General features: G+C 36.1%; 26 protein-coding genes. 20 read left to right on the forward strand and 6 right to left on the reverse strand.

All coding sequences use genetic code 11. The annotated features are described in order from the left end of the window. Both lepA and AC6UD4_RS02690 read left to right on the forward strand, forming a co-directional pair. Positions 1 to 1,839 carry a translation elongation factor 4 gene (lepA, locus tag AC6UD4_RS02685; protein ID WP_500693832.1) on the forward strand — a complete coding sequence of 613 codons (1,839 nt, stop codon included), beginning with the start codon at positions 1 to 3 and terminating at the stop codon, positions 1,837 to 1,839. Between the two features lie 71 nt (positions 1,840 to 1,910). Further along, a complete protein-coding gene (locus AC6UD4_RS02690) occupies positions 1,911 to 2,354 on the forward strand; it encodes a GNAT family N-acetyltransferase (protein WP_500709626.1) in 444 nt (147 codons plus the stop codon). A gap of 812 nt (positions 2,355 to 3,166) precedes the next feature. Here AC6UD4_RS02690 and AC6UD4_RS02695 read toward each other — a convergent pair. Then, positions 3,167 to 3,436, reverse strand: coding sequence for a hypothetical protein (locus AC6UD4_RS02695; RefSeq protein ID WP_500693830.1), 270 nt, complete (start codon positions 3,434 to 3,436; stop codon positions 3,167 to 3,169). A 294-nt stretch (positions 3,437 to 3,730) separates the two neighbouring features. Here AC6UD4_RS02695 and pnuC point away from each other — a divergent pair, with 294 nt between their 5' ends. Continuing rightward, positions 3,731 to 4,495, forward strand: coding sequence for a nicotinamide riboside transporter PnuC (gene pnuC / locus AC6UD4_RS02700; protein WP_500693829.1), 765 nt, complete (start codon positions 3,731 to 3,733; stop codon positions 4,493 to 4,495). A 45-nt stretch (positions 4,496 to 4,540) separates the two neighbouring features. Here the strand turns inward: pnuC and AC6UD4_RS02705 are convergent, their stop codons facing one another. Both AC6UD4_RS02705 and AC6UD4_RS02710 read right to left on the reverse strand, forming a co-directional pair. Continuing rightward, complete coding sequence (locus AC6UD4_RS02705; RefSeq protein ID WP_500693828.1) at positions 4,541 to 5,323, reverse strand: DNA/RNA non-specific endonuclease; 783 nt, start codon at positions 5,321 to 5,323, stop codon at positions 4,541 to 4,543. Then, positions 5,320 to 5,769, reverse strand: a complete 450-nt coding sequence (locus AC6UD4_RS02710) for a sunset domain-containing protein (RefSeq protein WP_500693827.1) — start codon at positions 5,767 to 5,769, stop codon at positions 5,320 to 5,322. Before AC6UD4_RS02710 ends, AC6UD4_RS02705 begins: the two co-directional genes overlap by 4 nt. A 129-nt stretch (positions 5,770 to 5,898) precedes the next feature. On the opposite strand from AC6UD4_RS02710, the gene AC6UD4_RS02715 reads away from it, so the two are divergent. The 10 genes from AC6UD4_RS02715 (at position 5,899) to AC6UD4_RS02760 (ending at position 13,912) form a co-directional block, all read left to right on the forward strand. Beyond that, positions 5,899 to 7,197, forward strand: coding sequence for a Y-family DNA polymerase (locus tag AC6UD4_RS02715; protein WP_500693826.1), 1,299 nt, complete (start codon positions 5,899 to 5,901; stop codon positions 7,195 to 7,197). Beyond that, positions 7,190 to 7,504: an acetyl-CoA carboxylase gene (locus AC6UD4_RS02720; protein ID WP_500693825.1), complete on the forward strand. Its 315-nt coding sequence runs from the start codon at positions 7,190 to 7,192 to the stop codon at positions 7,502 to 7,504. Before AC6UD4_RS02715 ends, AC6UD4_RS02720 begins: the two co-directional genes overlap by 8 nt. A 20-nt stretch (positions 7,505 to 7,524) precedes the next feature. After that, complete coding sequence (locus AC6UD4_RS02725) at positions 7,525 to 7,887, forward strand: hypothetical protein (RefSeq protein WP_500693824.1); 363 nt, start codon at positions 7,525 to 7,527, stop codon at positions 7,885 to 7,887. Positions 7,888 to 7,984: 97 nt separating this feature from the next. Continuing rightward, positions 7,985 to 8,371, forward strand: a complete 387-nt coding sequence (locus AC6UD4_RS02730; RefSeq protein WP_500693823.1) for a VOC family protein — start codon at positions 7,985 to 7,987, stop codon at positions 8,369 to 8,371. 152 nt (positions 8,372 to 8,523) lie between these two features. Next, positions 8,524 to 8,847 carry a hypothetical protein gene (locus AC6UD4_RS02735; RefSeq protein WP_500693822.1) on the forward strand — a complete coding sequence of 108 codons (324 nt, stop codon included), beginning with the start codon at positions 8,524 to 8,526 and terminating at the stop codon, positions 8,845 to 8,847. 36 nt (positions 8,848 to 8,883) lie between these two features. After that, positions 8,884 to 9,840 carry a 50S ribosomal protein L11 methyltransferase gene (gene prmA / locus AC6UD4_RS02740; RefSeq protein WP_500693821.1) on the forward strand — a complete coding sequence of 319 codons (957 nt, stop codon included), beginning with the start codon at positions 8,884 to 8,886 and terminating at the stop codon, positions 9,838 to 9,840. Continuing rightward, positions 9,841 to 10,584, forward strand: coding sequence for an RsmE family RNA methyltransferase (locus AC6UD4_RS02745; RefSeq protein WP_500693820.1), 744 nt, complete (start codon positions 9,841 to 9,843; stop codon positions 10,582 to 10,584). 6 nt (positions 10,585 to 10,590) lie between these two features. Then, complete coding sequence (locus AC6UD4_RS02750; RefSeq protein WP_500693819.1) at positions 10,591 to 12,816, forward strand: RelA/SpoT family protein; 2,226 nt, start codon at positions 10,591 to 10,593, stop codon at positions 12,814 to 12,816. A gap of 6 nt (positions 12,817 to 12,822) precedes the next feature. Beyond that, on the forward strand, positions 12,823 to 13,278 hold the full coding sequence (gene dtd, locus AC6UD4_RS02755) for a D-aminoacyl-tRNA deacylase (protein WP_500693818.1): 456 nt from the start codon (positions 12,823 to 12,825) through the stop codon (positions 13,276 to 13,278). Position 13,279: 1 nt separating this feature from the next. After that, entirely contained in the window at positions 13,280 to 13,912 is a 633-nt protein-coding gene (locus tag AC6UD4_RS02760; protein ID WP_500693817.1) for an HAD-IA family hydrolase, read from the forward strand. On the opposite strand, the gene AC6UD4_RS02765 is transcribed toward AC6UD4_RS02760, so the two are convergent. Then, complete coding sequence (locus AC6UD4_RS02765) at positions 13,901 to 14,749, reverse strand: fructosamine kinase family protein (RefSeq protein WP_500693816.1); 849 nt, start codon at positions 14,747 to 14,749, stop codon at positions 13,901 to 13,903. The genes AC6UD4_RS02760 and AC6UD4_RS02765 overlap by 12 nt on opposite strands. A 13-nt stretch (positions 14,750 to 14,762) precedes the next feature. Further along, on the reverse strand, positions 14,763 to 15,614 hold the full coding sequence (locus tag AC6UD4_RS02770) for an N-acetylmuramoyl-L-alanine amidase family protein (protein ID WP_500693815.1): 852 nt from the start codon (positions 15,612 to 15,614) through the stop codon (positions 14,763 to 14,765). Between the two features lie 348 nt (positions 15,615 to 15,962). Between AC6UD4_RS02770 and aspS the strand changes: the two genes are divergently transcribed. From aspS to AC6UD4_RS02800, 6 genes are all read left to right on the forward strand, one after another. Beyond that, positions 15,963 to 17,741, forward strand: a complete 1,779-nt coding sequence (aspS, locus tag AC6UD4_RS02775) for an aspartate--tRNA ligase (protein WP_500693814.1) — start codon at positions 15,963 to 15,965, stop codon at positions 17,739 to 17,741. Between the two features lie 101 nt (positions 17,742 to 17,842). Continuing rightward, the gene (locus tag AC6UD4_RS02780; RefSeq protein WP_500693813.1) at positions 17,843 to 18,721 is read left to right on the forward strand and encodes a YitT family protein; all 879 of its coding nucleotides are present in this window, start codon (positions 17,843 to 17,845) and stop codon (positions 18,719 to 18,721) included. A gap of 157 nt (positions 18,722 to 18,878) precedes the next feature. Beyond that, complete coding sequence (locus tag AC6UD4_RS02785) at positions 18,879 to 19,946, forward strand: CDP-glycerol glycerophosphotransferase family protein (protein ID WP_500693812.1); 1,068 nt, start codon at positions 18,879 to 18,881, stop codon at positions 19,944 to 19,946. Positions 19,947 to 19,973: 27 nt separating this feature from the next. Then, entirely contained in the window at positions 19,974 to 20,783 is an 810-nt protein-coding gene (locus tag AC6UD4_RS02790) for an ABC transporter permease (RefSeq protein WP_500693811.1), read from the forward strand. An 11-nt stretch (positions 20,784 to 20,794) separates the two neighbouring features. Next, complete coding sequence (locus tag AC6UD4_RS02795) at positions 20,795 to 22,018, forward strand: CDP-glycerol glycerophosphotransferase family protein (protein ID WP_500693810.1); 1,224 nt, start codon at positions 20,795 to 20,797, stop codon at positions 22,016 to 22,018. Next, positions 22,011 to 22,946 carry a deoxyribonuclease IV gene (locus AC6UD4_RS02800; protein WP_500693809.1) on the forward strand — a complete coding sequence of 312 codons (936 nt, stop codon included), beginning with the start codon at positions 22,011 to 22,013 and terminating at the stop codon, positions 22,944 to 22,946. Before AC6UD4_RS02795 ends, AC6UD4_RS02800 begins: the two co-directional genes overlap by 8 nt. Here the strand turns inward: AC6UD4_RS02800 and AC6UD4_RS02805 are convergent. Continuing rightward, on the reverse strand, positions 22,927 to 23,745 hold the full coding sequence (locus AC6UD4_RS02805) for a pyruvate, water dikinase regulatory protein (protein ID WP_500693808.1): 819 nt from the start codon (positions 23,743 to 23,745) through the stop codon (positions 22,927 to 22,929). The two genes, AC6UD4_RS02800 and AC6UD4_RS02805, sit on opposite strands and share 20 nt — an antisense overlap. 142 nt (positions 23,746 to 23,887) lie before the next feature. On the opposite strand from AC6UD4_RS02805, the gene rpsU reads away from it, so the two are divergent. Next, a complete protein-coding gene (gene rpsU / locus AC6UD4_RS02810) occupies positions 23,888 to 24,085 on the forward strand; it encodes a 30S ribosomal protein S21 (protein ID WP_039142968.1) in 198 nt (65 codons plus the stop codon). The last annotated feature ends 40 nt before the right edge of the window (positions 24,086 to 24,125 follow it).

Raw genomic sequence — 24,125 nt, forward strand, 5'->3', positions numbered from 1 at the left:
GTGGATTATAAAAAAATGAAGGAAAAGCAACGCCGGACGAGGAATTTTGCTATTGTTGCTCATATTGATCACGGTAAGTCAACTTTAGCCGACCGAATTTTGGAGTTGACTGACACAGTTTCTAAAAGGGACATGCAAGATCAAATTTTGGATAATATGGATTTGGAACGGGAACGTGGAATTACCATCAAGTTAAATGCGGTTGAGTTAACTTATCATGGTAAGGATGGGATTGATTATGTATTTCATTTGATTGATACTCCCGGACACGTAGATTTTTCTTATGAAGTTTCTAGGAGTCTGGCTGCTTGTGAGGGTGCCTTACTGGTTGTTGATGCCACTCAGGGAGTCCAAGCGCAAACCTTAGCTAACGTTTATTTGGCTTTGGATGATGACCTTGAAATTATTCCTGTCATTAATAAAATTGATTTGCCTTCAGCAGAGCCCGAGAAAACTAAAAAAGAGATTGAAGATGTGATTGGATTGGATACCTCTGATGCGGTTGAGATTAGTGCCAAGACTGGACTCGGGGTTGAGAACTTATTAGAGGAAATTGTTAAAAAGATTCCTGCTCCAAAGGGAAATATTGAGGGTCCGCTCAAGGCGTTGGTTTTTGATTCAGTTTACGATGATTATCGGGGCGTAGTGTTGAGTGTTCGTTTGTACGATGGTGTCGTAAAACCTGGGGATCAAATTCGTTTGATGAACAGTGGAAGTGAATATGAAGTCACAGAAGTTGGTGTTAACTCGCCGAAGCCACTTCAACGAAAGTACTTAATGGCTGGGGATGTGGGATACATTACTGCCAGCATTAAAGATATCACTAAAACGCGAGTTGGCGATACAGTTACTGACGCAAACAATCCAACTGATAAAGCCCTACCAGGATACCGTGAAATGATTCCCATGGTTTATGCTGGATTGTATCCAACTGATAATGCGAAGTTTGGTGATTTAAGGGAAGCACTTGAAAAACTTAAATTAAACGATGCTTCACTTGAATTTGAGCCGGAATCGTCTGAAGCACTGGGCTTTGGATTTCGTTGTGGGTTCCTTGGATTACTTCACATGGACGTGGTTCAGGAACGTCTGGAACGTGAGTTTGGGCTGGATTTAATTACTACGGCTCCATCAGTAACTTATCATGTGGATTTAAATGATGGAAGTACACTTGAAGTTGAAAATCCATCTGAAATGCCAGATGTATCAGCAATTAAGGATATTAAGGAACCATTTGTTAAGGCTAGTATCATGGTGCCAAACGATTATGTTGGTGCTGTGATGGAAATGTGTCAAGATCGACGTGGTCAGTTTGTCACGATGGAGTATCTAGACGATGCCAGAGTGAATGTCATTTATCAAATGCCATTATCGGAAATTATTTTTAATTTTTTCGACAAATTAAAATCAAGTACGCATGGTTATGCATCACTTGACTATGAATTATCTGAGTATCGACAAAGTGATCTAGTTAAAGTGGATATTCTATTGAACGGTGATAAGGTCGATGCTTTAAGTTTTATTTCCCATAAACAGTTTGCTGCTGGCCGAAGTCGTGAAATTGTTAAAAAACTCAAGAGTATTATCCCAAGGCAAAATTTTGAAATTCCAATTCAAGCAGCAATTGGTGCGACCATTATTGCTAGGACTAATATTAAAGCTTATCGAAAAGATGTGACGTCTAGAATTCATACTGGTGATCCTGATCGAAGAGCGAAGTTACTTGAGAAGCAAAAACGTGGGAAAAAGCGGATGAAAGCGGTTGGAAAGGTTGATATTCCCCAAGAAGCCTTCATGGCTGTCTTACAAACTGATGAAGACCAAAAAAGCGACAAATAGTATTTGCCGCTTTTTTGATACTAACAATTATGGGTTATAATAAGTTAAATTTGATGATTGGAAGTGAATATATGTGGATGGTAAAGTCATTTGATCAATTAACTTTGAACGAATTGTTTGATATTTATCAACTGAGATGCGAGGTGTTTGTAGTAGAACAAAAGATTACTTTGCAGGATATTGATGATAATGACAAGAAGGCATGGCATGTTTTTTTGCTTAACGATCAAAATCATGTTATTGCTTATGGTCGAATATATAAACAAGATTACTATATAACTTTTGGAAGAATTGCTGTTTCTGCTGAACAACGTGGGAAACATTTGGGAACAAAATTAGTTCGAAGAGTGATGAGGGTTATTAAAGAAAAATATCCTCATAAAGAGATTATTATTGAGGCACAAAAATACGTTGAAAATTTATATGCTTCATTTGGTTTTCGACCAGAAGGAGAAGTTTTCATGGAGGGAAATGTTGAACATGTAAATATGGCCCACGAACCGCTTTTTAAATAATAATTATGATATTTTAAAAATTAAAATTTATTATTTTATTTAGTACTAAAAACCACTATTATAGAATAGTGGTTTTTTAGTTTAAATGATATTATTCTTTCCGTTAATTGTTAATAAATTTCATGAAATGCCGGTATTATGATTATGAAAATCATTAGTTAATGTTATGGATTACACAATTGGATTGAGTACACTAATGAAGTGATATGACTAACTTTTCCAACTATCAAACGAAAGGGTTCTTTGTTTTTAATTATGAATTGGCACTATTAATCCCGTTGTCATGGGTGTTAAGATATGTGATATGGGAAACAATATAATTGTAAAAATTTCTTAGAAAAATTTTTTATAAGATAAAAATTGCTTTATGATTAGTCTTTGTGTTCTCTTATAAGGAGTATATTTTGATATTTTTTACTTATATACTTGATTAGTAACAGCTAATATAATATACTATAAAAGTAAGGTAAAGATTAAAGAATTCACGCCAGGGGATTTGAATGTACAAAAAAAGCACTCAAATAGAGTGCTTTCTACGATTAGAGAGGTTCAAGAACTGTAGCATAGTTATGAGAAGTAACAATCTAATAAGTAAAGATCTATGAAATAAAAGAGCACACGTGTCTAAGACTAATAAGCAGTAGGAGTGGAAAGCCTTAGCTGATGTGAATGTTGAGAATGTGACAGAAATTTATTACCTCTCTAATCTACACTCTATATTTAATCACACTTTACGAAATTTTACCAGGGAATTCTCATAATTATGATGCTTATTTACCAAAGAAGTACTATCTGTTAGGTAGTACTTCTTTTTATTTTGGAATTGCCATGAACACCACCGTATTATTTGATGGGAATGAGTTCTTTTCACCGAATTCATCAAAGGAAATACTTTCACCAGGAGCTCCCAATTCATGTTTAGCGTCTTTTGTAATGGTTAAAAGATGTTCATGATCACGATCAATATCGTCAAGGGTGACGGCGTCTAATTCTACTTTTTCACCAGATGGCATTTTTACGGTAACTTTCTTAAGATCATGAACTCCATCGGCTTTGATTGCAAATGGGATATTTACTAGCATGTTATTTCCTCCTTTATACTTCATTATTCATTATACATATTTTTTGTTTGCATTTACAATATCTTTTATATTTTATAAATGATACATTTATCTTAATTTGTCACACTTTGAATTTTTTTATCAATTTCTCTCTTATGATCGAATAAAAAATGAAGCTATAAAAATAAAAAAATTTTTTTATGGACCAATGTTGGGCCAATTTATAAAAGTTAGGGTTGTTAGCAAATTTGTTTAGAGATTATAAGTGTGTAATGATGAAAAGTGAATTCAAATTTGTCGAAGGGATGATTATTTATGTCAGAGAAAAACAACATTGCGGCTTATGACATATTAAAGCCTAATTGGTATGTCAATCAGATGAAAGGTTGGAGCTTTAAAAGCTATTTGTTGCTCCTATTTGGTTTGGGAGTCATTGCTGGATCAACTGTCACACAACCACTTTCGTTTATTGCGATTATGACGATGTTAGCGGGGATGCTCGGATTTACTACTACCATTTCAATTACTAATACGAAACCATTAAATGGAATTTTTGGTTTGATTAGTGCTTTAATTTATATCTATGTTGCATTCACTGCTAAGAATTACAATGATATTATTCTCCAAACTACATACATTGTACTTTTGGATATTCCGGTCTTGTTAATTCCTAGTTGGGCTACTAATGTTGATGAACATATTAAGAAATTGACTGTTAAGGGTAACCTTAAAAAAACGTTTATGAATTGGGGGTTGACAGCTCTTTTCTTTGTTGTTGTACTAGGAGCTTTATATGCTTGGGAGCATGGATACAGTGACAGCCCTCGTCCTTTTGTAGATAGTTTTGCGGCCACAATTGGAATTACTGGTGCTTTACTTACGACTTTAAGGTTTCGGGATACTTATTATTTCTGGCTTGCCCAGGGGATTTTCTCGATTATTCTGTGGGGCATTACTGCATATCAGGGTGGTGCCAATTGGACGTTATTCTTAACTTACATTTTGTACTTATGTAATGACTTGTTAAGCTTCTTTGACAAAAACATTGCATGGTTTCATACGAAACCAACCAATCATTAATATTTAAATTGAAAGGACAGTGACTAGATGGTCACTGTCCTTTTTTTATGATTTGGTACTGTATCCAGTTTGATAATTAATATTGTATCCTGGCTCGACGTTAAAAATGTACACGTTAAAGTGAATTTGATTACTTCCGACTGATTGGGCTCTCATTTGGACACCACGACTAAGTAATTCATTATTTCGATAAATCGGAGTGACCTGATATCTAACGTAGTTATTTGGATTTTCTTTTAGATAAGTAGCAATATCATCCTCATGATAAAGCATTAATGGGGAATTTAACGTCCCTGTCCCAGTTATTAAGTTTTTGGGATTATTGTTTTCACCACATAGTTGGTAACCAATCAGATGACTTCGGTTATATAACCAACCACTGTTGGTGTGTTTATTGTGCCATCCAGTGGGATTAAAGGTAAGTGGTTCACGTTTCTTAGTGGGCATTGTTTTAACGTTTAACATACCGTTAGCATCGGTGGCTCGGTTAAGATGATCAAGGTTACTAAATCGTAACCAGGGGCGTTCATTACGCAATTCTTTAGTAGAAAAATTAGGATTATTGTGATCAACTTCTACTTCTTGATTTCCGTCGTAATTTAAGTCACTTAATTTTAAATCTGGTGCATGCTTCAATTGGTATTGAAGTTTTTTAAGCTTTGATCTTTTAGTATCAACTTGCCCTTGAAGTTGATTAATGCTTTTTTCAAGTTGCTGGGTACTTTCATTATCATGGGGGCTTTTATGTTCTTTTGAATTGGTTTGTTGTGAACATCCAGCAAGTAATAAGGATAATACCATGATTGGAAATAGCAGGAACTTTTTCATCGTTTAGCCCTCCGATATCCAGCTGCTTGTGCGTCTGCCTCCGAATTAAAGTAGATGACGTTTTGGCTGTTAATTTTGTAACCCGTTTGGCCGGGGACATGATAAATGTGTGAATTTTTATTTCCAACGATTCGCTGAGCGTTTGAAGTATTGATGTCATTGCTATTACTTTGATCTTGATGATTTGGTGTAGGTTTTGTTTTTAAGGTATCGGAGTCGTTTGTTTTGACATTTGAGACTGGATTAATCGATACATATCTACTGTTTAGATCATTTTCCGTATGATTGATTTGTTTTGATAGTTGTTGATTCTGTTCAATGAGTGCTTTTTTCTGGGAAATTAATTCTGATCTACTAGATTTTGAAGCAGACAGAATTACTGCCGGAGTAGTGAATAGTAATGTGGTACAGCCGATTAATATTATTGCTTTCTTGATTCGATGCATGGTTATTATGCTCCGTTTCTACTTAATATAATTAGAATATCATAAAAAATAAAAGCAAAAAATTATATTTACAAAGCAAATGAAAGATAGTAATATTTAATACGAACAGATGTTCGGGTAGGTGATATTTTGAATTATGATGATGAACCTCATGGTGTTTACTTTTTCATTGATAACAAGTCTTTTTATGCAAGTTGTGAGAGTGTTAAACGTGGACTTAATCCACTTCGTTCGATTTTGGTGGTTATGTCGGAACAAGCTAATACAAATGGCGGATTAATACTGGCAGCTTCTCCTATGGCAAAAAAGTTATTTGGGATTAGCAACGTTAGTCGTCAGCGTGATCTTCCTGACGATGAAAGGTTGTTGATTGTTCCTCCACGAATGAACTTATACATTAAAAAGAATCTACAAATTAATGATATTTTTGCTGAATTTACTGATGAACATGACATTTTGCCATACTCAATTGACGAGTCATTATTGGATATGACTCATACTTGGAGATTGTTTGGTAGTAGTTTGAGGGAAGTGGCTCTTAAAATTCAAGAGGAGGTCAGAAGCCGTTTAGGACTGTATACAACGGTTGGGATTGGTGACAATCCCGTTCAAGCTAAGCTAGCGTTAGACGTTTATGCAAAGCATGATTACGACCTGATTGGTGAGATTCATTACGAAGATGTTCCTGATAAGATTTGGAATATCAATAGACTAACGGATGTTTGGGGAATTGGAAAAAGAACCAAAGTCCATCTAAAGCGACTTCATATTAATAATATATATGAATTGGCGCATGCTAACCCGTATCTGTTGAAAGAAAAAATGGGAGTCATTGGATTACAGCTATTTGCCACTGCATGGGGAATTGATCGAAGTAACTTGAGACAACCCCTGCATACTAAAGAAAAAAGTTACAGTAATTCTCAGGTACTTCCACGTGATTACGTTAAGCGGGATGAGATTGAAGTTGTTATTAGAGAAATTGCGAGTCAAGTTGCTTCACGAATTCGTAATCATGGACTGCAAGCCGGATGTGTGACGTTATGGATTGGCTTTTCTTTTTCAATAAAACAGCTTACTGGTAGCAATGGTTTTTCTCAGTCAATGAAAGTTGAACCAACAGATGATGATCATTACCTTGGTCGTTATTTAATTGAATTGTTTGAAAGGAACTGGCACGGTGAAGTTGTGCGAAATATTGGAGTTGACTACAGTCATCTCTCAAATAAGGTTGGGGAACAATTAAACCTATTTAAGGATAATCAAAATATGATTAAACAAAATGTGTTAAATAAAACCGGTGATCAAATTCGAAAACGGTTTGGTAACACGGCTTTATTAAATGCCAATAGTTTGTGTGTCGGTGCTACCGCAATTTCAAGATCTAATTTGGTTGGCGGACACAATGGAGGCAATTCTTATGAGTAATGATGTGATTTTTATTGGGAATCAAGTTTTATCCCATATTAATCATCTATTTTTGCGAATTCCTAAGACCCGCTACTGGATGATGATTGTTAATAACACTTTTGATAAAGAGTACGATTGGTTTTTGAGTTCTAAGAAGAAGTATCAACAGGAGCGATCGCAACCAATCTATGTTATTTCTGATTACGACTTGGAACTTTTAGAAAAGGTAGTTAACTATGTAACTGAATATAACCTGTTAACCATTTATTATCGTAATTTTGATGACATGGTTTGGCCTGATTCACAGAAGAAAATTCAAGATTAACTTAAAGTTAGGAGAACGTTATGAACGAAGAAGCTGTACATGATTTTTTTAAGTTTGATTATCATGATCGTGGGATTAAAAAATGGCAGGGTTATTTTTTATCAGATCATACCAGTAAACTAAATCAAATAAAGAAAGAAAAGGATAATGAGCAAACCAGAAAATTAGATGATCAGATGGATCACTCAAAAATTGATGAAATTCTGCAAAAATCGTTTGTCAGTCGACTGAGAGTGGAACTACAGTATGCTTATTATGACAAAAACGAACTAAAAGTGGAACAAATTATCGGTAGGATGAAAGGGTATTATAAGAACTTAGTAATTGTGGGAGACCAAATTCTTAAATGGAATGAAATTGTGAGTGCTAAATTAATAAAATAAACTAGGATGATGGCTTTATTATTTATCATTAATGTCTTACAATGTAGTTGTTAGAGATTTCACATATGGTGAAAAATATATCATAAGGAGAATTATTATGGCACTTAGTAATTACTTTACCGGCATCCAACATGTTGGTATTCCAGCAAAAGATTTAGATGAAACGATTGATTTTTATAAGAAGTTAGGTTTTGATAAAGCTGGTCAATTCATGTATCAAGGAAATCGTTGTGCTTTTATGAAGTATGGCAATTTAATGATTGAGACATGGGAGGGCGATCCAGTTGCTGATAAAGATGGCGCTATTAACCATATCTCATTAAACACTACTGATGCTGACGCAGCGTTTAAAGAAGCTAAGAAAATGGGCTTAGATGTTCAGGAAGATGAAATTGATACTCGTCCATTCTGGGATAAGGGAATCCGTTTCTTTAACATTTATGGGCCTAACCACGAAAAAATTGAATTCTGTCAAATTGTTTAGTTTATAGTTTGAATGTTTATATTAAGACGTGGCGATACACGTCTTTTTGTTTGCTGGAAGTTAGATGCTTGCCAATTAAATATATCTCCATTATGATATAGACTAAAGGTTTTAAGAACGAGTTTTATTAAAAATATGAGAGGAGGATGAATATGTTAGATCAAACTAAAAGATTTTTGCGCGATCAAGGATATCATTACAAAAAAACATATATCAGACCGTTAATTACTCCAGATAACGTCTATGTATTTCGCTTCGGTAAAGATAATTTAAATAATCGGCTCATTATTCGTTATGGCCATGGATGGACAGGACGACAAAGAATTAAGGAAATTGATCTTCGATTGCATAAACAAAAGCATCCTCGGATTTTTAAGACAGAACGAGGATTGCTTAAGTATTTGGATGGTCATTTGAAACAACATGAGCAGAAGCTTAAAAAAATTGAGGACAATAAAAATAATGCATCCAATTAACGGGTGCTTTTTTTATAAAAAGAATGAGGGATAACAATGAACTTAGTCGAGATTTCAGTTGAAACCAGTCACGAAGCAGTTGATGCGGTCGCTAATATTTTAATGGACTTTGGAGCAAATGGAGTTCAGATTAATGATAGAAATGATTATGAGGTTTTAAAACGAGAATCTAATTGGGATCAGTATGAATTGGGAGATTCTAAAGCTGATAACGATCTAGTTAACGCTAAAGTAAGTGCTTATTTTCAGGATGATATTGAGGTAGATGCGACCGTAAAAAAGATTCATGAAAAAGTTGCTGATTTAACGCGGTTCGGTTTGAATCCTGGTAAAAATGTGATAAATGTTCATGATGTAAAAGATGAGGATTGGGCGACATCCTGGGAAAAGTATTATCATCCAGAACGGGTGACACGATTTTTAACCGTTGTCCCAAGTTGGGAAGACTATGATGTCAAAAGCTCTGATGAGTTGATGGTAAAATTAGACCCCGGAATGGCGTTTGGAACTGGTACCCATCCTACTACTAAACTTGCCATGCAAGCACTTGAGATTGTTATTAGAGGAAACGAAAGAGTGTTTGACGTTGGAACTGGATCTGGAGTGCTATGTATTGCAGCGAGGAAACTTGGTGCTGGCAATATAAATGCTTATGATGTCGATAAGGTGGCCGTTAAATCAGCTGAAAAAAACATTGAATTAAATTCTGGGATGAAGGGAATCAACGTTAGTGTTAATAATTTGTTAAATGGAATCGATGAAAAAGCAGATATTGTGGTAGCTAATATTTTAGCTGAGATTATCATTCCGTTAATCCCGCAAGCAGAACAATGTTTAAATGAAGGTGGCGTGTTCATTACTTCTGGTATTATTGCCGATAAATTAGAGCTAGTGATTGACGCGCTAAAAAAACATCATTTTAAGGTTGATCAAGTTTTAAGTATGGATGATTGGCGATCAGTAATTGCAAAGAAAGATAGTGAGGTTAATTAATTGCAACACTACTTTTTAGATAAGCCACTAAAAGTGGGTCAAATTGTTAAACTTCCAAACGATGTGACACATCATTTTGTTGGGGTTATGAGAGCAAAAGCTGGAACCAAGGCGGAGTTTGTATCTAGTCAAAACATTATTTATATTGGGGAATTAGTTGATGAAACGGCCTCAACAATTAAGATTGTTGATGTAACTAGTCAAAATACTGAACTTCCGGTTAAAGTAACGATTATTTGTGGAATCCCGAAGGCGAGCAAAGCCGACCTCATCACGCAAAAGGCAACCGAAATGGGGGTCAGTGAGATTATTTTTGTGCCTACTGAGTGGTCAATTGCTAAATGGGGGAATAAGGCACCGAAGAAGATTAAGAGACTTCAAAAAATCGCTCAAAGTGCTGCCGAACAATCTCACCGAAATGTTATTCCAATGGTGAAGTACACCGATTCAATAACTAAGGTAAAAAAACTTAGTAGTGATCAAAAAGTTGTGGCCTATGAGGAATCGGCTAAACAGGGTGAAAACAGTAAATTGTATGAATGTGTGTCGGAAATGAAGCCTGGCAAAAGCTTGACCGCTTTTTTTGGACCTGAAGGTGGAATTTCACTTAAAGAAATCGAACAATTAAAGCAAGATGGTTTTGTTCCCGTCGGATTGGGGCCGAGGATTTTGCGAACTGAATCAGCGCCTTTATATTTTTTATCAGCCGTTTCAACTATATTAGAATTAAAACAAGGTGAGTAGGATATAATGTCGAAAATTAAAGAATGGACACCACAAGAAATCTTTCGTGATGCTTCTGAGTATCTTGATGATAGTGATGTTCAAATGATAAAAAAAGCATATAAATTTGCCAAAATTGCTCATGAGGGGCAAGAACGTGCTTCTGGGCAGCCTTATATTAATCATCCTGTTGAGGTGGCAGGCATTTTAACTGATCTTCATATGGATGCAGAAACGATCACGGCTGGTTTTCTTCATGATGTGGTTGAAGATACCGGTGCAACGATTGAAGATGTTACTGAACTTTTTGGTAAACACGTTTCATTAATCGTTGATGGAGTTTCAAAGCTTAGTAAGATTAAGTATAAATCGAGTAAAGAACAACTTGCTGAAAATCACCGGAAACTATTACTAGCAATGTGCAAAGACATTCGAGTAATGATTGTTAAATTAGCGGATCGATTGCATAACATGGAAACGTTAGATGCTCTTCGCCCAGATAAGCAAAAGCGAATTGCTCAAGAAACTTTAGATATCTATGCCCCTTTAGCCGATCGGCTCGGAATTGGAACGATTAAGTGGGAATTAGAAGATCTTTCTTTGCGTTACTTAAAGCCTGATGATTACTATCAAATTGTTGATTTGATGAATTCCAAGCGGAATGAGCGAGTGGCCTATGTTGATAACGCTGTAAAAAAGGTGCAACAAGCGATAAAAGGACTGGGAATCAAAGGAGAGGTATATGGAAGACCTAAACATATCTACTCCATTTATCGGAAGATGCATGACAAACATAAAGATTTTAAAGAAATCTATGATCTACTGGCTGTTCGGGTGATTGTGAAATCAGTAAAGGATTGTTATGCAGTTTTAGGTGCGATCCACACTGAATGGAAACCGTTTCCAGATCGGTTTAAAGATTACATTGCAATGCCCAAACCTAATATGTATCAATCGTTGCATACTACAGTTGTTGGTCCTGAAGGTAAACCGCTTGAAATTCAAATTCGAACTGAAGAAATGCATCGAATTGCTGAGTATGGTGTTGCTGCTCACTGGGCTTATAAAGAAGGGCAAAAGGACGAAGTTAAAAGTAATAAAAACAATGTTCAACTCAATCTTTTTAAAAAGATCATTGAAATTCAAGAAGAATCAGAGGACGCCTCTGATTTCATGGATAGTGTACAAGGGGATTTATTTAGCGACCGAGTTTATGCCTTTACTCCATCAGGTGATGTTATTGAATTACCCAAGGGGTCAATTCCGATTGATATGGCGTACTCAATTCATACTGATGTTGGTAATTCAACGACAGGGGCACGAGTTAATGGCAAATTAGTTCCACTAGATTATGAAATTAAGAATGGTGATATTGTTGATATTATCACTTCAAGTAGTTCCGACGGCCCTGGCAAGAACTGGATGGACATGGTTAAAACGCGTCGTGCTAAGCATAAGATTAAGCAATTTTTCAAACGGAGTAGTCATGATGATGACATTAATTCTGGAAAAGAAATACTTGAAAAAGAAATTGTCGATTCTGGATTTGATCCGGCTACCATTTTAACTGATGATAATTTATCCCGTGTTATCAATGAAATGCATTATACAAGTATCGATAATTTATATGCAGCCATTGGATTTGGTGACATTCAACCTAACGGAGTTGTTAATCGTTTACTGGAACCCGAAAAAGATGAAATTGAGAAAAAAAGACAAAAAGATGCCGAGCGTGATGTATTAGAGGGTCATAAAACCATCTCACATGAGAGTGAGGACGCAGAACAAGGAAAGAAACCAGAAGATAACATCAAGATTCAAGGCGTTGACAACCTATTAGTTCATATCAGTCGTTGTTGTGATCCGGTTCCAGGAGATGACATTGAGGGATATATCACAATGGGAAATGGTATCTCAGTTCATAGAAGTAATTGTTCCAACTTAATTCAAGCAAAGAATGGTAATAATCGAATTATTAATCTTAGTTGGCGTAAAATTGATAATAACGTTATTACTTATAGTAGTGATTTAGAGATTCAGGGATACAACCGAAGTGGTCTTTTAAACGATATCTTAAAACGAGTTAATTCTGCTACTAAGAATTTGAATTCAGTTGAAGGAAAGGTCATTCACGAGGACCTTGTTTCTATCCGGGTCTCTGTGGGCGTAAGAAATATTCAACAGCTAAATCGCATAATTGATAGTGTGAGTGCTGTTCCTGATGTTTATGAGGTTAAACGAACGGAAGGATGAAAAAGATTGAAATTAGTGATTCAACGAGTTAACCATGCAAGCGTAAGTATTGATGGTAAAATAAACGGGAAAATCGGCAACGGATATATGATCTTAGTTGGGGTTACAGATTCCGATGGACAAGATGAAATTGATCATCTTGTTCATAAGGTTGCTCATCTAAGGATTTTTGAAGATGAGAATGGCAAGATGAATTTAAACATCCAGCAAGTTAACGGCTCAATTCTTTCTGTTTCGCAATTTACATTGCTTGCTGACACCAAAAAGGGAAATCGTCCAACTTTCACTGGAGCTGGTAATCCTGAGCACGCTAAACTCATTTACGAAAAGTTTAATGACGCACTTAGAAAAATCGGACTGAAAGTTGAAACTGGCGTGTTTGGTGCCGATATGAACGTTGATTTAGAGAACCATGGTCCTGCCACGTTTATTTTGAATTATCAGAAAAAAGGAAAGATTTAACATGACAAATGCAGTTTGGGATTTTGATGGGACACTTTTTAATACTTACCCGTATATGGTGACTTCGTTTTGTAAGGCGTTAGCTGAGAATGGAGTGAGTGATGTTAACTTTGATCCTGAGTCAATCTACGAAGATATGCGAGTTCATTCATTGGGCTCGGCTGAGACCAAATATTGCGCTGAAATTAATCTTAATCAAGATCAATTTCTAAAAGACTATAAAAAGTTTGAAGTTGATGAAGTTATGTTAGCAAAGCCATTTAAAGGGGTTCAATCTGTTTTGTTAAAAGTTTTAAAAACGGATGGAAAGAACGGACTTTTAACTCATAGAGATGACCAAGCATTAATTCTACTTGATCATTTTGACTTAAAAAGACTGTTTACTGGTTTTGTTACCAGCAAACAGTCTTTTAAAAGGAAACCTGATCCAGAGTCTTTGAATTATTTAATTGAAAAGATGAATTTAGATCGCTCTGATACTTTTATGATTGGTGATCGACGTTTAGATGTTGATGCTGGTCATAATGCCGGAATTAAAACCATCCTTTTCGATCCTGACTACGTAATTGTTGAACCAGGAGACCCAGATTACGTAGTTCATGATTTTAACGATATGTTAAGTTTAATTAAATGAACTTAGCACGCCGTCTAATAAGGGCCCAAATGTTTCCCCAAATAATACAACGTGCATTAGTGAGTAATAGAAGCGGTACCAACCGACCCGGTTTTCAAAACCCGGTTCAATTGGATAGGTGTCATTGTAACCGCGGTAGAAATCGCGGTTAAATCCACCAAAGACGGTTGTTACACCAAGGTCATACTCACGGTCGCCAAAGTAGACGTCTGGATCAATCAACATGGGCTCATGATTAGCTGTAAAAATAGCATTCCCAGACCAGAGGTCTCCATGAAGCAAGCTTGGGGTACTGGGATGTTTTGTGTAGTAGTCAATAATTTGTTGTCTCATAACTTGATAATGTTGGTCTCTGGAATCATTCCAGCGGCCCTTTTCTTTTGCTATTTTTACCAACGGATCAATTCGTTGTTCGACGTAGAATTTTTGCCAAGTGTCTTGCCAGGTGTTATTTTTTGGTATTTTTCCAGCATCAAAGTTTTGGTCTAATCCAAACTGATCGTTATGAATTTTATGAACGTTTGCGACCATTTTGCCAAGATCGTATTGGTTTCCAGAACCAACGTCAATCCAATCCAGGATTAAAAAGCCGTCACCATCAATTTCACCAGATGCTACTACCGTTGGGACGTTGGCCGCTTTCGATAACAAGTGAATTCCTTCAACTTCATGATCGAAGAATACTTTTCCACGATTAGGCTGGACCTTCATAAAATAAGTTTTATCTGGAGTTTTAACTTGATATGAGTCATTGATGTCTCCGCCTGAAACCGGAGTTAACGATTCAACGTTCTTTAATGGTAATTGAGTAATCCAATCTTGATTTAATTTTTTCATAGTAAACTCCCTTCTAATAAGTCTTGTTTACATAATTATTGATTCCATTGGTTACATCATTTGCAACGAGATTTTGGTAACTAGCATTTTTAATCTTACTAAAGTCATGGTCATTATTAATGTATCCCATTTCGAGTAAAACCGATGGGATTGAGACATCCCTAATCACTAAATAGTTACCAACTTGGACACCACGATTATTAAGGGGAACATCATCCATATTGGAATTGATGTCAGATGCCAGTTGTTTTGATTTTCCTGAATGATAGTAGTAGCTGGTAAATCCACTTGCGGTATTATCGGTACTGGATGAATCAAAATGGAAACTCACGAAGAAATTGGCATGATTATCAGTTGAAAAATCGGGTCGTTTGTATAGACTAACCGTCTTATCTGAATCCCTTGTCATGATAACATGCGCACCACGATTACGCAGCTTATTTGCGACTTGTTGGGCTAGTTTAAGGGTGTAGTTTTTTTCTTTTTGCCCGCTGGTTGATAGTGCACCCGAGTCACTTCCTCCATGACCAGGGTCTAAGACGATGGTGGTTTCCGATAGTTTAGTGGCTTTATTAAGCTTACGGTTATTGACTAACCAAGTGGGGACCCAACCAATCTTTTGGTTTTGATATACAACTCTGTACCAGTTGTCTTTTTCACTTAGAATTTGAAGTCTAGTTCCTTGATTAACGGTTTTGACAGTACGATATTCAATCCCTGGGCCGGATTTTATGTTTAGGTTATTAAAGCCAATACTGACATTATTTTTTATTAACATAACTAAAAGAATGATCAAGGTTGCGCCAACAATTATCAAAGTAGTGTAAAAACCGCGTTTATTTTTTATGTATAAATTTATATTCATCTTTTCGACCTCATTAATGATACGATTACTCATAATAGTATAACTTTTTGACTTTTTGTTTAAGCATATAATAAAAATATTCACTAGAATCTTGACAATTTATGTGGGTTTTATTAGTCTTAAAGTGATTTAAAATGCTGTTGACGATGAATAGTAACCGTTTAGTGGTCTGAAGAGAACGTCCAAATGCTGAGAGGGCGTGTCCTATAAATGGTAAAGACGCATCGAGGTAAAATGAATAAACAAAAGAAACTAAAAAAGGTGGTACCGTGCTAATTGCGCCCTTGTGATTACATGGTGCGCTTTTTTTATGCTTTTGACTCAACTAAATGAGAGGAAGATTAGTACATGAAGCGAACAACGTATGCTGGAAACGTTAACGAGGATTATTTAGATCAAGAAGTAGTCTTAGATGGATGGGTTGCTAAAAAGCGTAACTTGGGAAGTCTTATTTTTATTGACTTACGTGATCGTGCTGGGATCGTTCAGTTGGTTTTTAATGAAAAAAATGGCAAAGAAGCCTTTAAAGTAGCCGAATCAGTTAAAAATGAGTATGTTATCCAGATTAAAGGAAGAGTGGTTGCTAGAGCAGAAAAAGAAATTAATCCGGATATCCATACCGGAAAAGTTGAAGTTGATGTTTCTGACGCTAAGGTTTTAAGCACCTCCAAGCAAACCCCATTTGAAATCAAAAATGATATCAATGCGTCTGATGACTTAAGATTAAAGTATCGTTATCTTGATCTTAGACGTCCAGTGATGCAAAAGGGATTATTGATCCGGAATCGGATCTTACAGTCTACTCACAAGTATTTTGACGAAAATGGATTTATCGATATTGAAACCCCAGATCTAACGGTTTCAACTCCAGAGGGAGCAAGAGACTACCTAGTCCCATCAAGAGTATATCCGGGATCATTTTATGCATTACCTCAATCTCCGCAGCAGTTTAAACAATTACTAATGGGAGCTGGATTTGATCGCTATTATCAAATTGCACGGTGCTTCAGAGATGAAGACTTACGGGGTGATCGTCAACCAGAATTTACCCAGATTGATATGGAGACTTCATTTCTTTCTGCTGAAGAAATTCAGGAAATCACAGAAGGATTAATTAAAAAAGTCATGAAAGATACGGTTGACGTTGATGTTAATTTGCCCTTTGAGAGGATTACTTGGCAGGAATCAATGGACCGATTTGGTACAGATCAACCGGATACTCGCTTTGGGATGGAATTAAAGGATCTTTCGGACGTAGTTACTGAGTCCGACTTTAAGGTATTTGATTCAGCAATTAAAGATGGTGGTCAGGTTAAAGCCATTGCTGTTCCTGGTGGTGCAGCAAACTTCTCAAGAAAAGATATTGATAAGTACGGTGAATACGTAAAGCGTTTTGGCGCTAAGGGACTTGCATGGATGAAAGTCACTGATGATGGATTCTCTGGCCCAATCGCTAAATTCTTCAAAGATCCAGAAATGGTAAGTAAAATTAAAAAAGCCACTGGGGCAAAAGACGGTGACTTGTTATTATTTGCTGCTGATCGGAGTAAGGTAGTGGCTGATACTTTAGGATATCTCCGGGTTGCCATTGCCAATGAGTTAAATATGATTCCAGAAGACAAGTATAATTTCCTTTGGATTGTTGATTGGCCACTATTTGAATATGATGAGGGTGCTGGGCGTTGGGTTGCTGCTCACCATCCATTTACGATGCCAAATGTAGGTGACGAACATTACCTAAATGATGGAGAAGATCCCCACAAAGCGCATGCTCAAAGTTATGATATTATTCTGAATGGACTGGAGCTTGGTGGAGGATCAATTCGTATTCATACCCGTGATCTTCAAGAAAAGATGTTTAAAGCCCTCGGATTTACTAAGGAAAGTGCGGAGAATCAATTTGGGTATTTCCTTAGAGCATTGGATTATGGTTTTCCACCACATGGTGGTTTGGCAATTGGATTAGATCGTTTTGCTAGGTTATTAGCACATCGTGGTAATATTCGAGATGTAATTGCCTTCCCTAAGAATTCAAAGGCAGTTGAACCATTGACTGGTGCTCCTACACCTGTTTCTGACAAACAGTTAGATGAATTAGGCATTTCAGTTGATAAAAGGGATAATTAAATATTAGCTAAAAGTTGTGGTAACCCCACAACTTTTTATTTTTTTTAAATTTTGGAATGGTATACTAGTTATGAATTTCTAAATGATCAGGGGCTACTTAAATGGACGACGTACAAAAAATTTTAAAGCGACATCAGTACATATCTAAGTTCTCGACCGCCTTCGTGTACGGAATCATGGTTTCAATTGCGATGAATTTCTTTTGGACTCCCGGACACATTTATTCTTCAGGAGTTACCGGTTTTGCACAACTATTGGATACTCTTACAGAACGGTATTTTCCATTTACAATTTCAGCTGCTTTGGGACTTTTCTTACTGAACATTCCAATGTTTATTTTGTCTTGGAAACAAATTGGTCATCAGTTTACCATGTTTACGTTCGTTTCCGTTGTGGTTGCCAGTGTTATGATCAAAATATTACGGCCACTGACTCTGACAACGGATCCATTGATTTGTGCTATCTTTGGTGGTGCCATTAACGGATTTGGAGTGGGTCTGTCGCTTAAAAATGGGATTTCTACTGGTGGGTTAGATATCTTAGGAATTGTTATCCAACGTAAAACCGGTAAATCAATTGGGACAATTAATTTGATATTCAATACTTTTATCATCTTATCAGCGGGATTCTTTTATGGTTGGCCCTATGCCTTTTATTCAGCAATTGGAGTCCTAGTTAACGCGAAAGCGATGGATCTGGCATATACAAGGCAACAAATCGTGCAAGTAATGGTAGTTACTGATCGTCCTAAGACGGTGGTTGATAGTATTCAAAATCACCTTAGGAGAGGTATTACGATTATTCATAATGCTGAGGGAGCCTATAACCATAAAAAAAAGTCGGTTTTGTTCACCTCAATTTCACGATATGAAATGACCGAATTTGAAGCGGCTTTAAATGAATCTGATCCAGATTCATTTGGAGTGGTTGTGGATGTTGATAAGGTACTAGGGAATTTCTATGAAAAGAAGCGAAAATAGCTTATTAAGTTAGAGTGTCCCGGTTTTTTCTTTATGATATAATGTCTCATTGTAATTATTGAAAATGGTGGTTTAAGTGAAAGTCATGTATACATGGTTAATTAAAATAGTTTCCGCAATTTTTTATTTTCGACCAAAGAAAAATATATATTATGTTATGAGTTTCGATAATAACCTTAGGTTGATTAAACAAATTGCCACTAACACGCCCATTGGACAAGAATTAGTCGTATTATACGAACCCGAAATTGAAGCTGCAGCAACTGATTTGAGTGCATTTGGAATCAAGACGATTCCCTTTAATGAAAACGCTAAATTTGCGTTATTTACCGTTCCTCAATTAATGTCAGCTCGAGTTTTGTTCTGTGATAATTACTTCCCATTTTTGGCTGGTTTAGTACGACCAAAGAGTAAGATGAGAATTGTTCAATTGTGGCATGCTGATGGTGCCATTAAATGTTTTGGATGGGAAGATCCCACGACCAAGAAAAGATCGTTTTTCGATAGACTTAGATTTCAAAGTGTGTACAATCATTTTGATGACTTTGTGGTAGCTTCAAAAGCGATGGGAAAGATCTTTGAACGCAGTTATCATGAAGTTCCTAGTAAAATGAAATATTTAGGCTATCCACGTTCGGATCGATTGTTTAAGGAACGCTGGAGAAGAGTTGCCAGACATCGTGTTTATCAGGTTGCTCCAGAATTAAAGGGTAAAAGGGTCATTTTGTATGCTCCAACATATCGGGATGGCTTAGAGTTTGAACCTCCAAAAAGTATTGGCGAAGCATTGACCGCCGATCCAAATGCGATTACAGTAGTTAAACTTCATCCCTTACTCAGGGATCAGGAAGCACGTATTAGAAAGTTTTCAAACGAAAATATTCGTTTTTATAATCAACTTTCAACGTCTGATTTACTTTCAGTTTGTGACACACTCGTAACGGACTATTCTTCAGTTGCCTTTGATTTTAGTTTATTGCCACAAGCACGATCAATGATTTTCTTTATGTTTGATTTAGAACAATACGAAAAAGACCCAGGAATTCAAAAGGATTTCTTACAGTGGTTACCATCTAAACCAATCACTAAGGTTGATCAGTTGAATAAAGCCATTGTGGATAATCAAAAAATTGATTTTACTAATTTTAATAAACACTGGAACACTTATAATGATGGGTATGCAACCGAACGGGTTATTAAAAAGTATGTTTTACAAAATAATTAGATAAACAGAAAAGGGAGAGTGCTGAGCTTGAAGGAAGTTTGGGCTTTACTTAAGGAACAATTTGAAAATTTGGGCATTATTTTTCGAATTTCAAAGTATGAAGATAAGGCTACGTATCAAAGTCATTATTTGGGCTTAGTCTGGGAGTATCTTTATCCGCTGATTCAAATTGCAATTTACTGGTTAGTCTTTGGTGTGGGGTTAAAAGGTAGTACTGGACACAACGGCAGTTATCTCCCATGGATGGTCATTGGGATTACTCCTTGGTTTTTTATGAACCGAGTTACACTAGACGCTTCTAAGAGTATTTACCAACGAGCTGGGTTAGTTTCAAAGATGAAGTTTCCAATTAGCATTTTACCTTCGATTAAGTTAGTCAGTAACTTGAGTTCTTTTTGGACAATGTTGGCGTTTTCAATTGTAATTGGTTATCTTTATGGAGTTCGACCGAGTTTGTTCTGGTTCCAGTGGATTTATTACTTTATTGCCATGATTGCTTGGTTAATTGCTTTTGGCATTTTTAATTCGACCATTACCGTCTTGGTCCGAGATTATCATGTCATGTTGCAATCGTTTATGAGAATGCTATTCTACATTTCAGGAGTTCTATTTAACTTTGAATCGTCTGCGTCATTCCCACCATTTTTAATCAGAATTTTGGAGTTGAATCCGTTTTTTTACATTGTTCAAGGATTCCGGGATTCAATGTTATCGAGTAGCTGGTTTTGGGAGAAGCCACTGTTAACCGTGATTTTTTGGTTGATGACGTTATTTTTCTTTTTAATTGGATCTCATCTTCACTTTAAATTTAGATCGCATTTTGTTGATTTAGTATAGGTAAAAATAACATGAATGGAAAACAAATTAAAAACAAGTTAATTAATGGGATTAAGTTGACTATTCGCACTGGGCTCATCGTTTTAAACGATGGGTTTATTTGTTTACCAACTAAAAAAAATGAAGTAATGTTTGAAAGTTTTAATGGTAGGGATATAAACGACAATCCAGCCGCCATTTACCTTGCGTGGGTGAAGCAACATCCTCATGATGCTAAAAAGGCCTATTTTGGTGTCAAAGCTTCCAAATACAAACAATTACACGAAAAGTATCCCAACATAAAGATTTTACGGCGTTTTTTTCCAAGGTGGGTTTGGCACATTGCTAGGGCAGACTTTTGGGTTTTTAATTCCCGATTTCCGAAGTGGTGGAAAAAGAATAAGCGGACCACCTATATCCAAACATGGCATGGAACCCCGTTAAAAAAATTAGGAATTGATATCAAACACGTTGCGATTCCAGGTATTTCCACTAATCAATACCATAATGATTTTGTCAAAGAAGCCAAGCGGTGGGACTATTTAATTATGCCTAATCAGTATTCAGAACGAATCTTTGATCACGCCTTTGATTTTAGAAATATTCCGTTACGAATTGGTTATCCCAGAAACGATGTCTTATATCATAAAAATACTTCAGTTGAGATTAAAAAATTAAAAGAAAAAATTATTGGTGACTCGACTTCTAAAGTTATTTTGTATGCACCAACTTGGCGTGATGATGATTATCAAAAGAAGGGCAGTTATAACTTTGAGTTACCATTTTCTTTAAAAGGTTTCTTTAAGCATGTATCTAGTGGCACTACTTTAATTATTCGTCCGCATTACTTAGTCAAGGACCAAATTGATATTTCTGGGTATGAAAAGCGAGTTTACATTGAAGCTGATCGTGATATTAATGAGTTATACTTAATTTCAGATTTACTCATTACTGACTATTCTTCAGTAATGTTTGATTATGCCAATCTAAAACGGCCAATGTTGTTTTATACTTACGACTTAAAGCATTATAAGGATGAACTACGTGGATTTTATTTTGATTTTCTAAGCGATGCTCCTGGTCCAATTGTTCAAAATCAAAATTCTTTTTATGAAGAGTTGTCTAATTTTAATGAAAATGGTAAGTTTGCTGGGTATCATCAAAAAATGAAGAAATTTTATAGTAAGTTTTGTAGTTGGGAGCATGGAGATGCTTCTAATCAAGTTGTTAAAGTAATGGGGGATAAACATGAGTAATGATGAATTTTTGATTGGTTCACATGTTGCAATGAAAAAGCCAGAGATGATGTTAGGATCCGCAAAAGAAGCCGAACGCGATGGTGAGAATGTCTTTATGTTATACACTGGTGCTCCTCAGAGCTCAAAAAGGACCCCGATTGCAAATCTTAAAATTGATCAAGCACACGACTACATGGCTGATCATGATTTACGTGAGGTGGTAGTTCATGCACCTTACATCATTAACTTAGGTAACACAAAAAAGCCACAAAGTTTCCACTTTGCGGTTGATTTTCTTAAACAAGAGATTGATCGATCTGAAGCAATGGGAGCTGATCAAATTGTTTTGCATCCCGGTGCACATGTTGGTGCTGGCGTTGAAGCCGGAATTAAGCAGATCATTAAAGGGTTAAATGAAGTAATCACCCCAGAACAAAAGATTCAAATTGCACTTGAAACAATGGCAGGAAAAGGGACTGAAATCGGGTCGACTTTTGAACAACTTGCTGAGATTATTGACGGTGTTAATTTGAATGATAAGTTATCGGTTACCTTTGATACCTGTCATACTAGCGACGCTGGTTATGACATTAAAAATGATTTTGATGGGGTTATGGAAGAGTTCGATCAAGTTATTGGTATTAATCGAATCAAAGTGATTCATTTAAATGATTCTAAAAATCCAATGGGATCCCATAAAGACCGTCATACTAACATTGGTTTCGGGACCATTGGATTTGATGCTTTAAATTATGTAGCCCGGTATCCCAAGTTTGATCAAGTTCCTAAGATTTTAGAGACGCCGGTTGTTAAGATTGGGGATGTTAAAATTAATCCTCATCAATATGAAATTAAAATGTTAAAAGAACAGAAGTTTAATCCTGATATGATTGAGGATATTAAAGAAGATTATCAAGCTAAAAAGATTAATGATCTTGTTCGTTAATATTAAGACTTTGAGTTATGATGGTAGCTGTTTCTTCAATTGACTTGTTATACACGTTAATTTGAAGACAATTTAGTTTTCGATAAAGTTGCTTGGCATAGTCAAGCTCTTTTTTTATTTGATTTGAGTCCGAGTATGGAGTGTTTGGGTCTAACCCATAAGCAATCATCCGTTCTTGCCGAATCTTTTTTAGATTGGTAACTGAATTGGTTAAACCAAATATTTTATTGTGGTCGATCTGATAAACCTCTTCTGGTAATTGGATGGTAGGACCGATTGGGACGTTTGCTACCAAGAAGTTTTGATTGGCAAGGTATAGCGATAATGGCGTTTTAGATGTTCTTGATATTCCTAAGAGAACGATATCAGCTTTTTTGAGGTCATTAGGTCGTTTTCCGTCATCATTAGCTACCGCAAATTCGATTGCTGAGATCCGTTTGAAGTAGTCTTCATTTAAGTTGTGAACTAGGCCAGGTACTTCTGCAGCCGATTCATGGAGTTTTTTAGAAATGATTTGAATGGGTTTTTGAATGCAGTCAAAACTATACAGGTTATTTTCTAGTGCAAATTGAGATACCATTTTACTCAGGCCCGGATCAACTAAAGTGTGAAAAATGATGGCGTCCTGTTTTTTAGCAAGTTTGAGTATTCCATCGAGCATGGATTGCGTTTGAGTAAATGGGTATCGTTTAAAATTAGCGTTTGCTTCTGGAAATTGTGAAGCAGCGGTTCGGGCGATCGAAGTTGCCGTGGCACCACTTGAATCAGAAATGATAAATGCATTAAAATTAGTTGCCATAATATTACCTCCTACTTTGTTAACATTTTATCATATTTCTTGTTCAGACTCGTTGACGGGCTCCGTGCCATAATGTATAATTAATATTGACCGTTAAGGATTACAGACGGTATCATTTAAGCTCGGAGGGAGGGATTTTATCATGTCAAAAACTGTCGTTCGTAAAAACGAATCTCTTGATGATGCTCTTCGACGCTTTAAGCGCACGGTTTCAAAAAGCGGTACCCTTCAGGAATTCCGTAAACGTGAATTTTACGAAAAACCTAGCGTAAAACGTAAATTAAAATCAGAAGCAGCTCGTAAACGTAACAATAAGAAAAAGAAGCGTCGCAGCTTCTAATATTAAACGCCCCTGATCAGGAGCGTTTTTTATATTGACG

The organism is Fructilactobacillus sp. X3R5C2 (genome assembly GCF_059901175.1).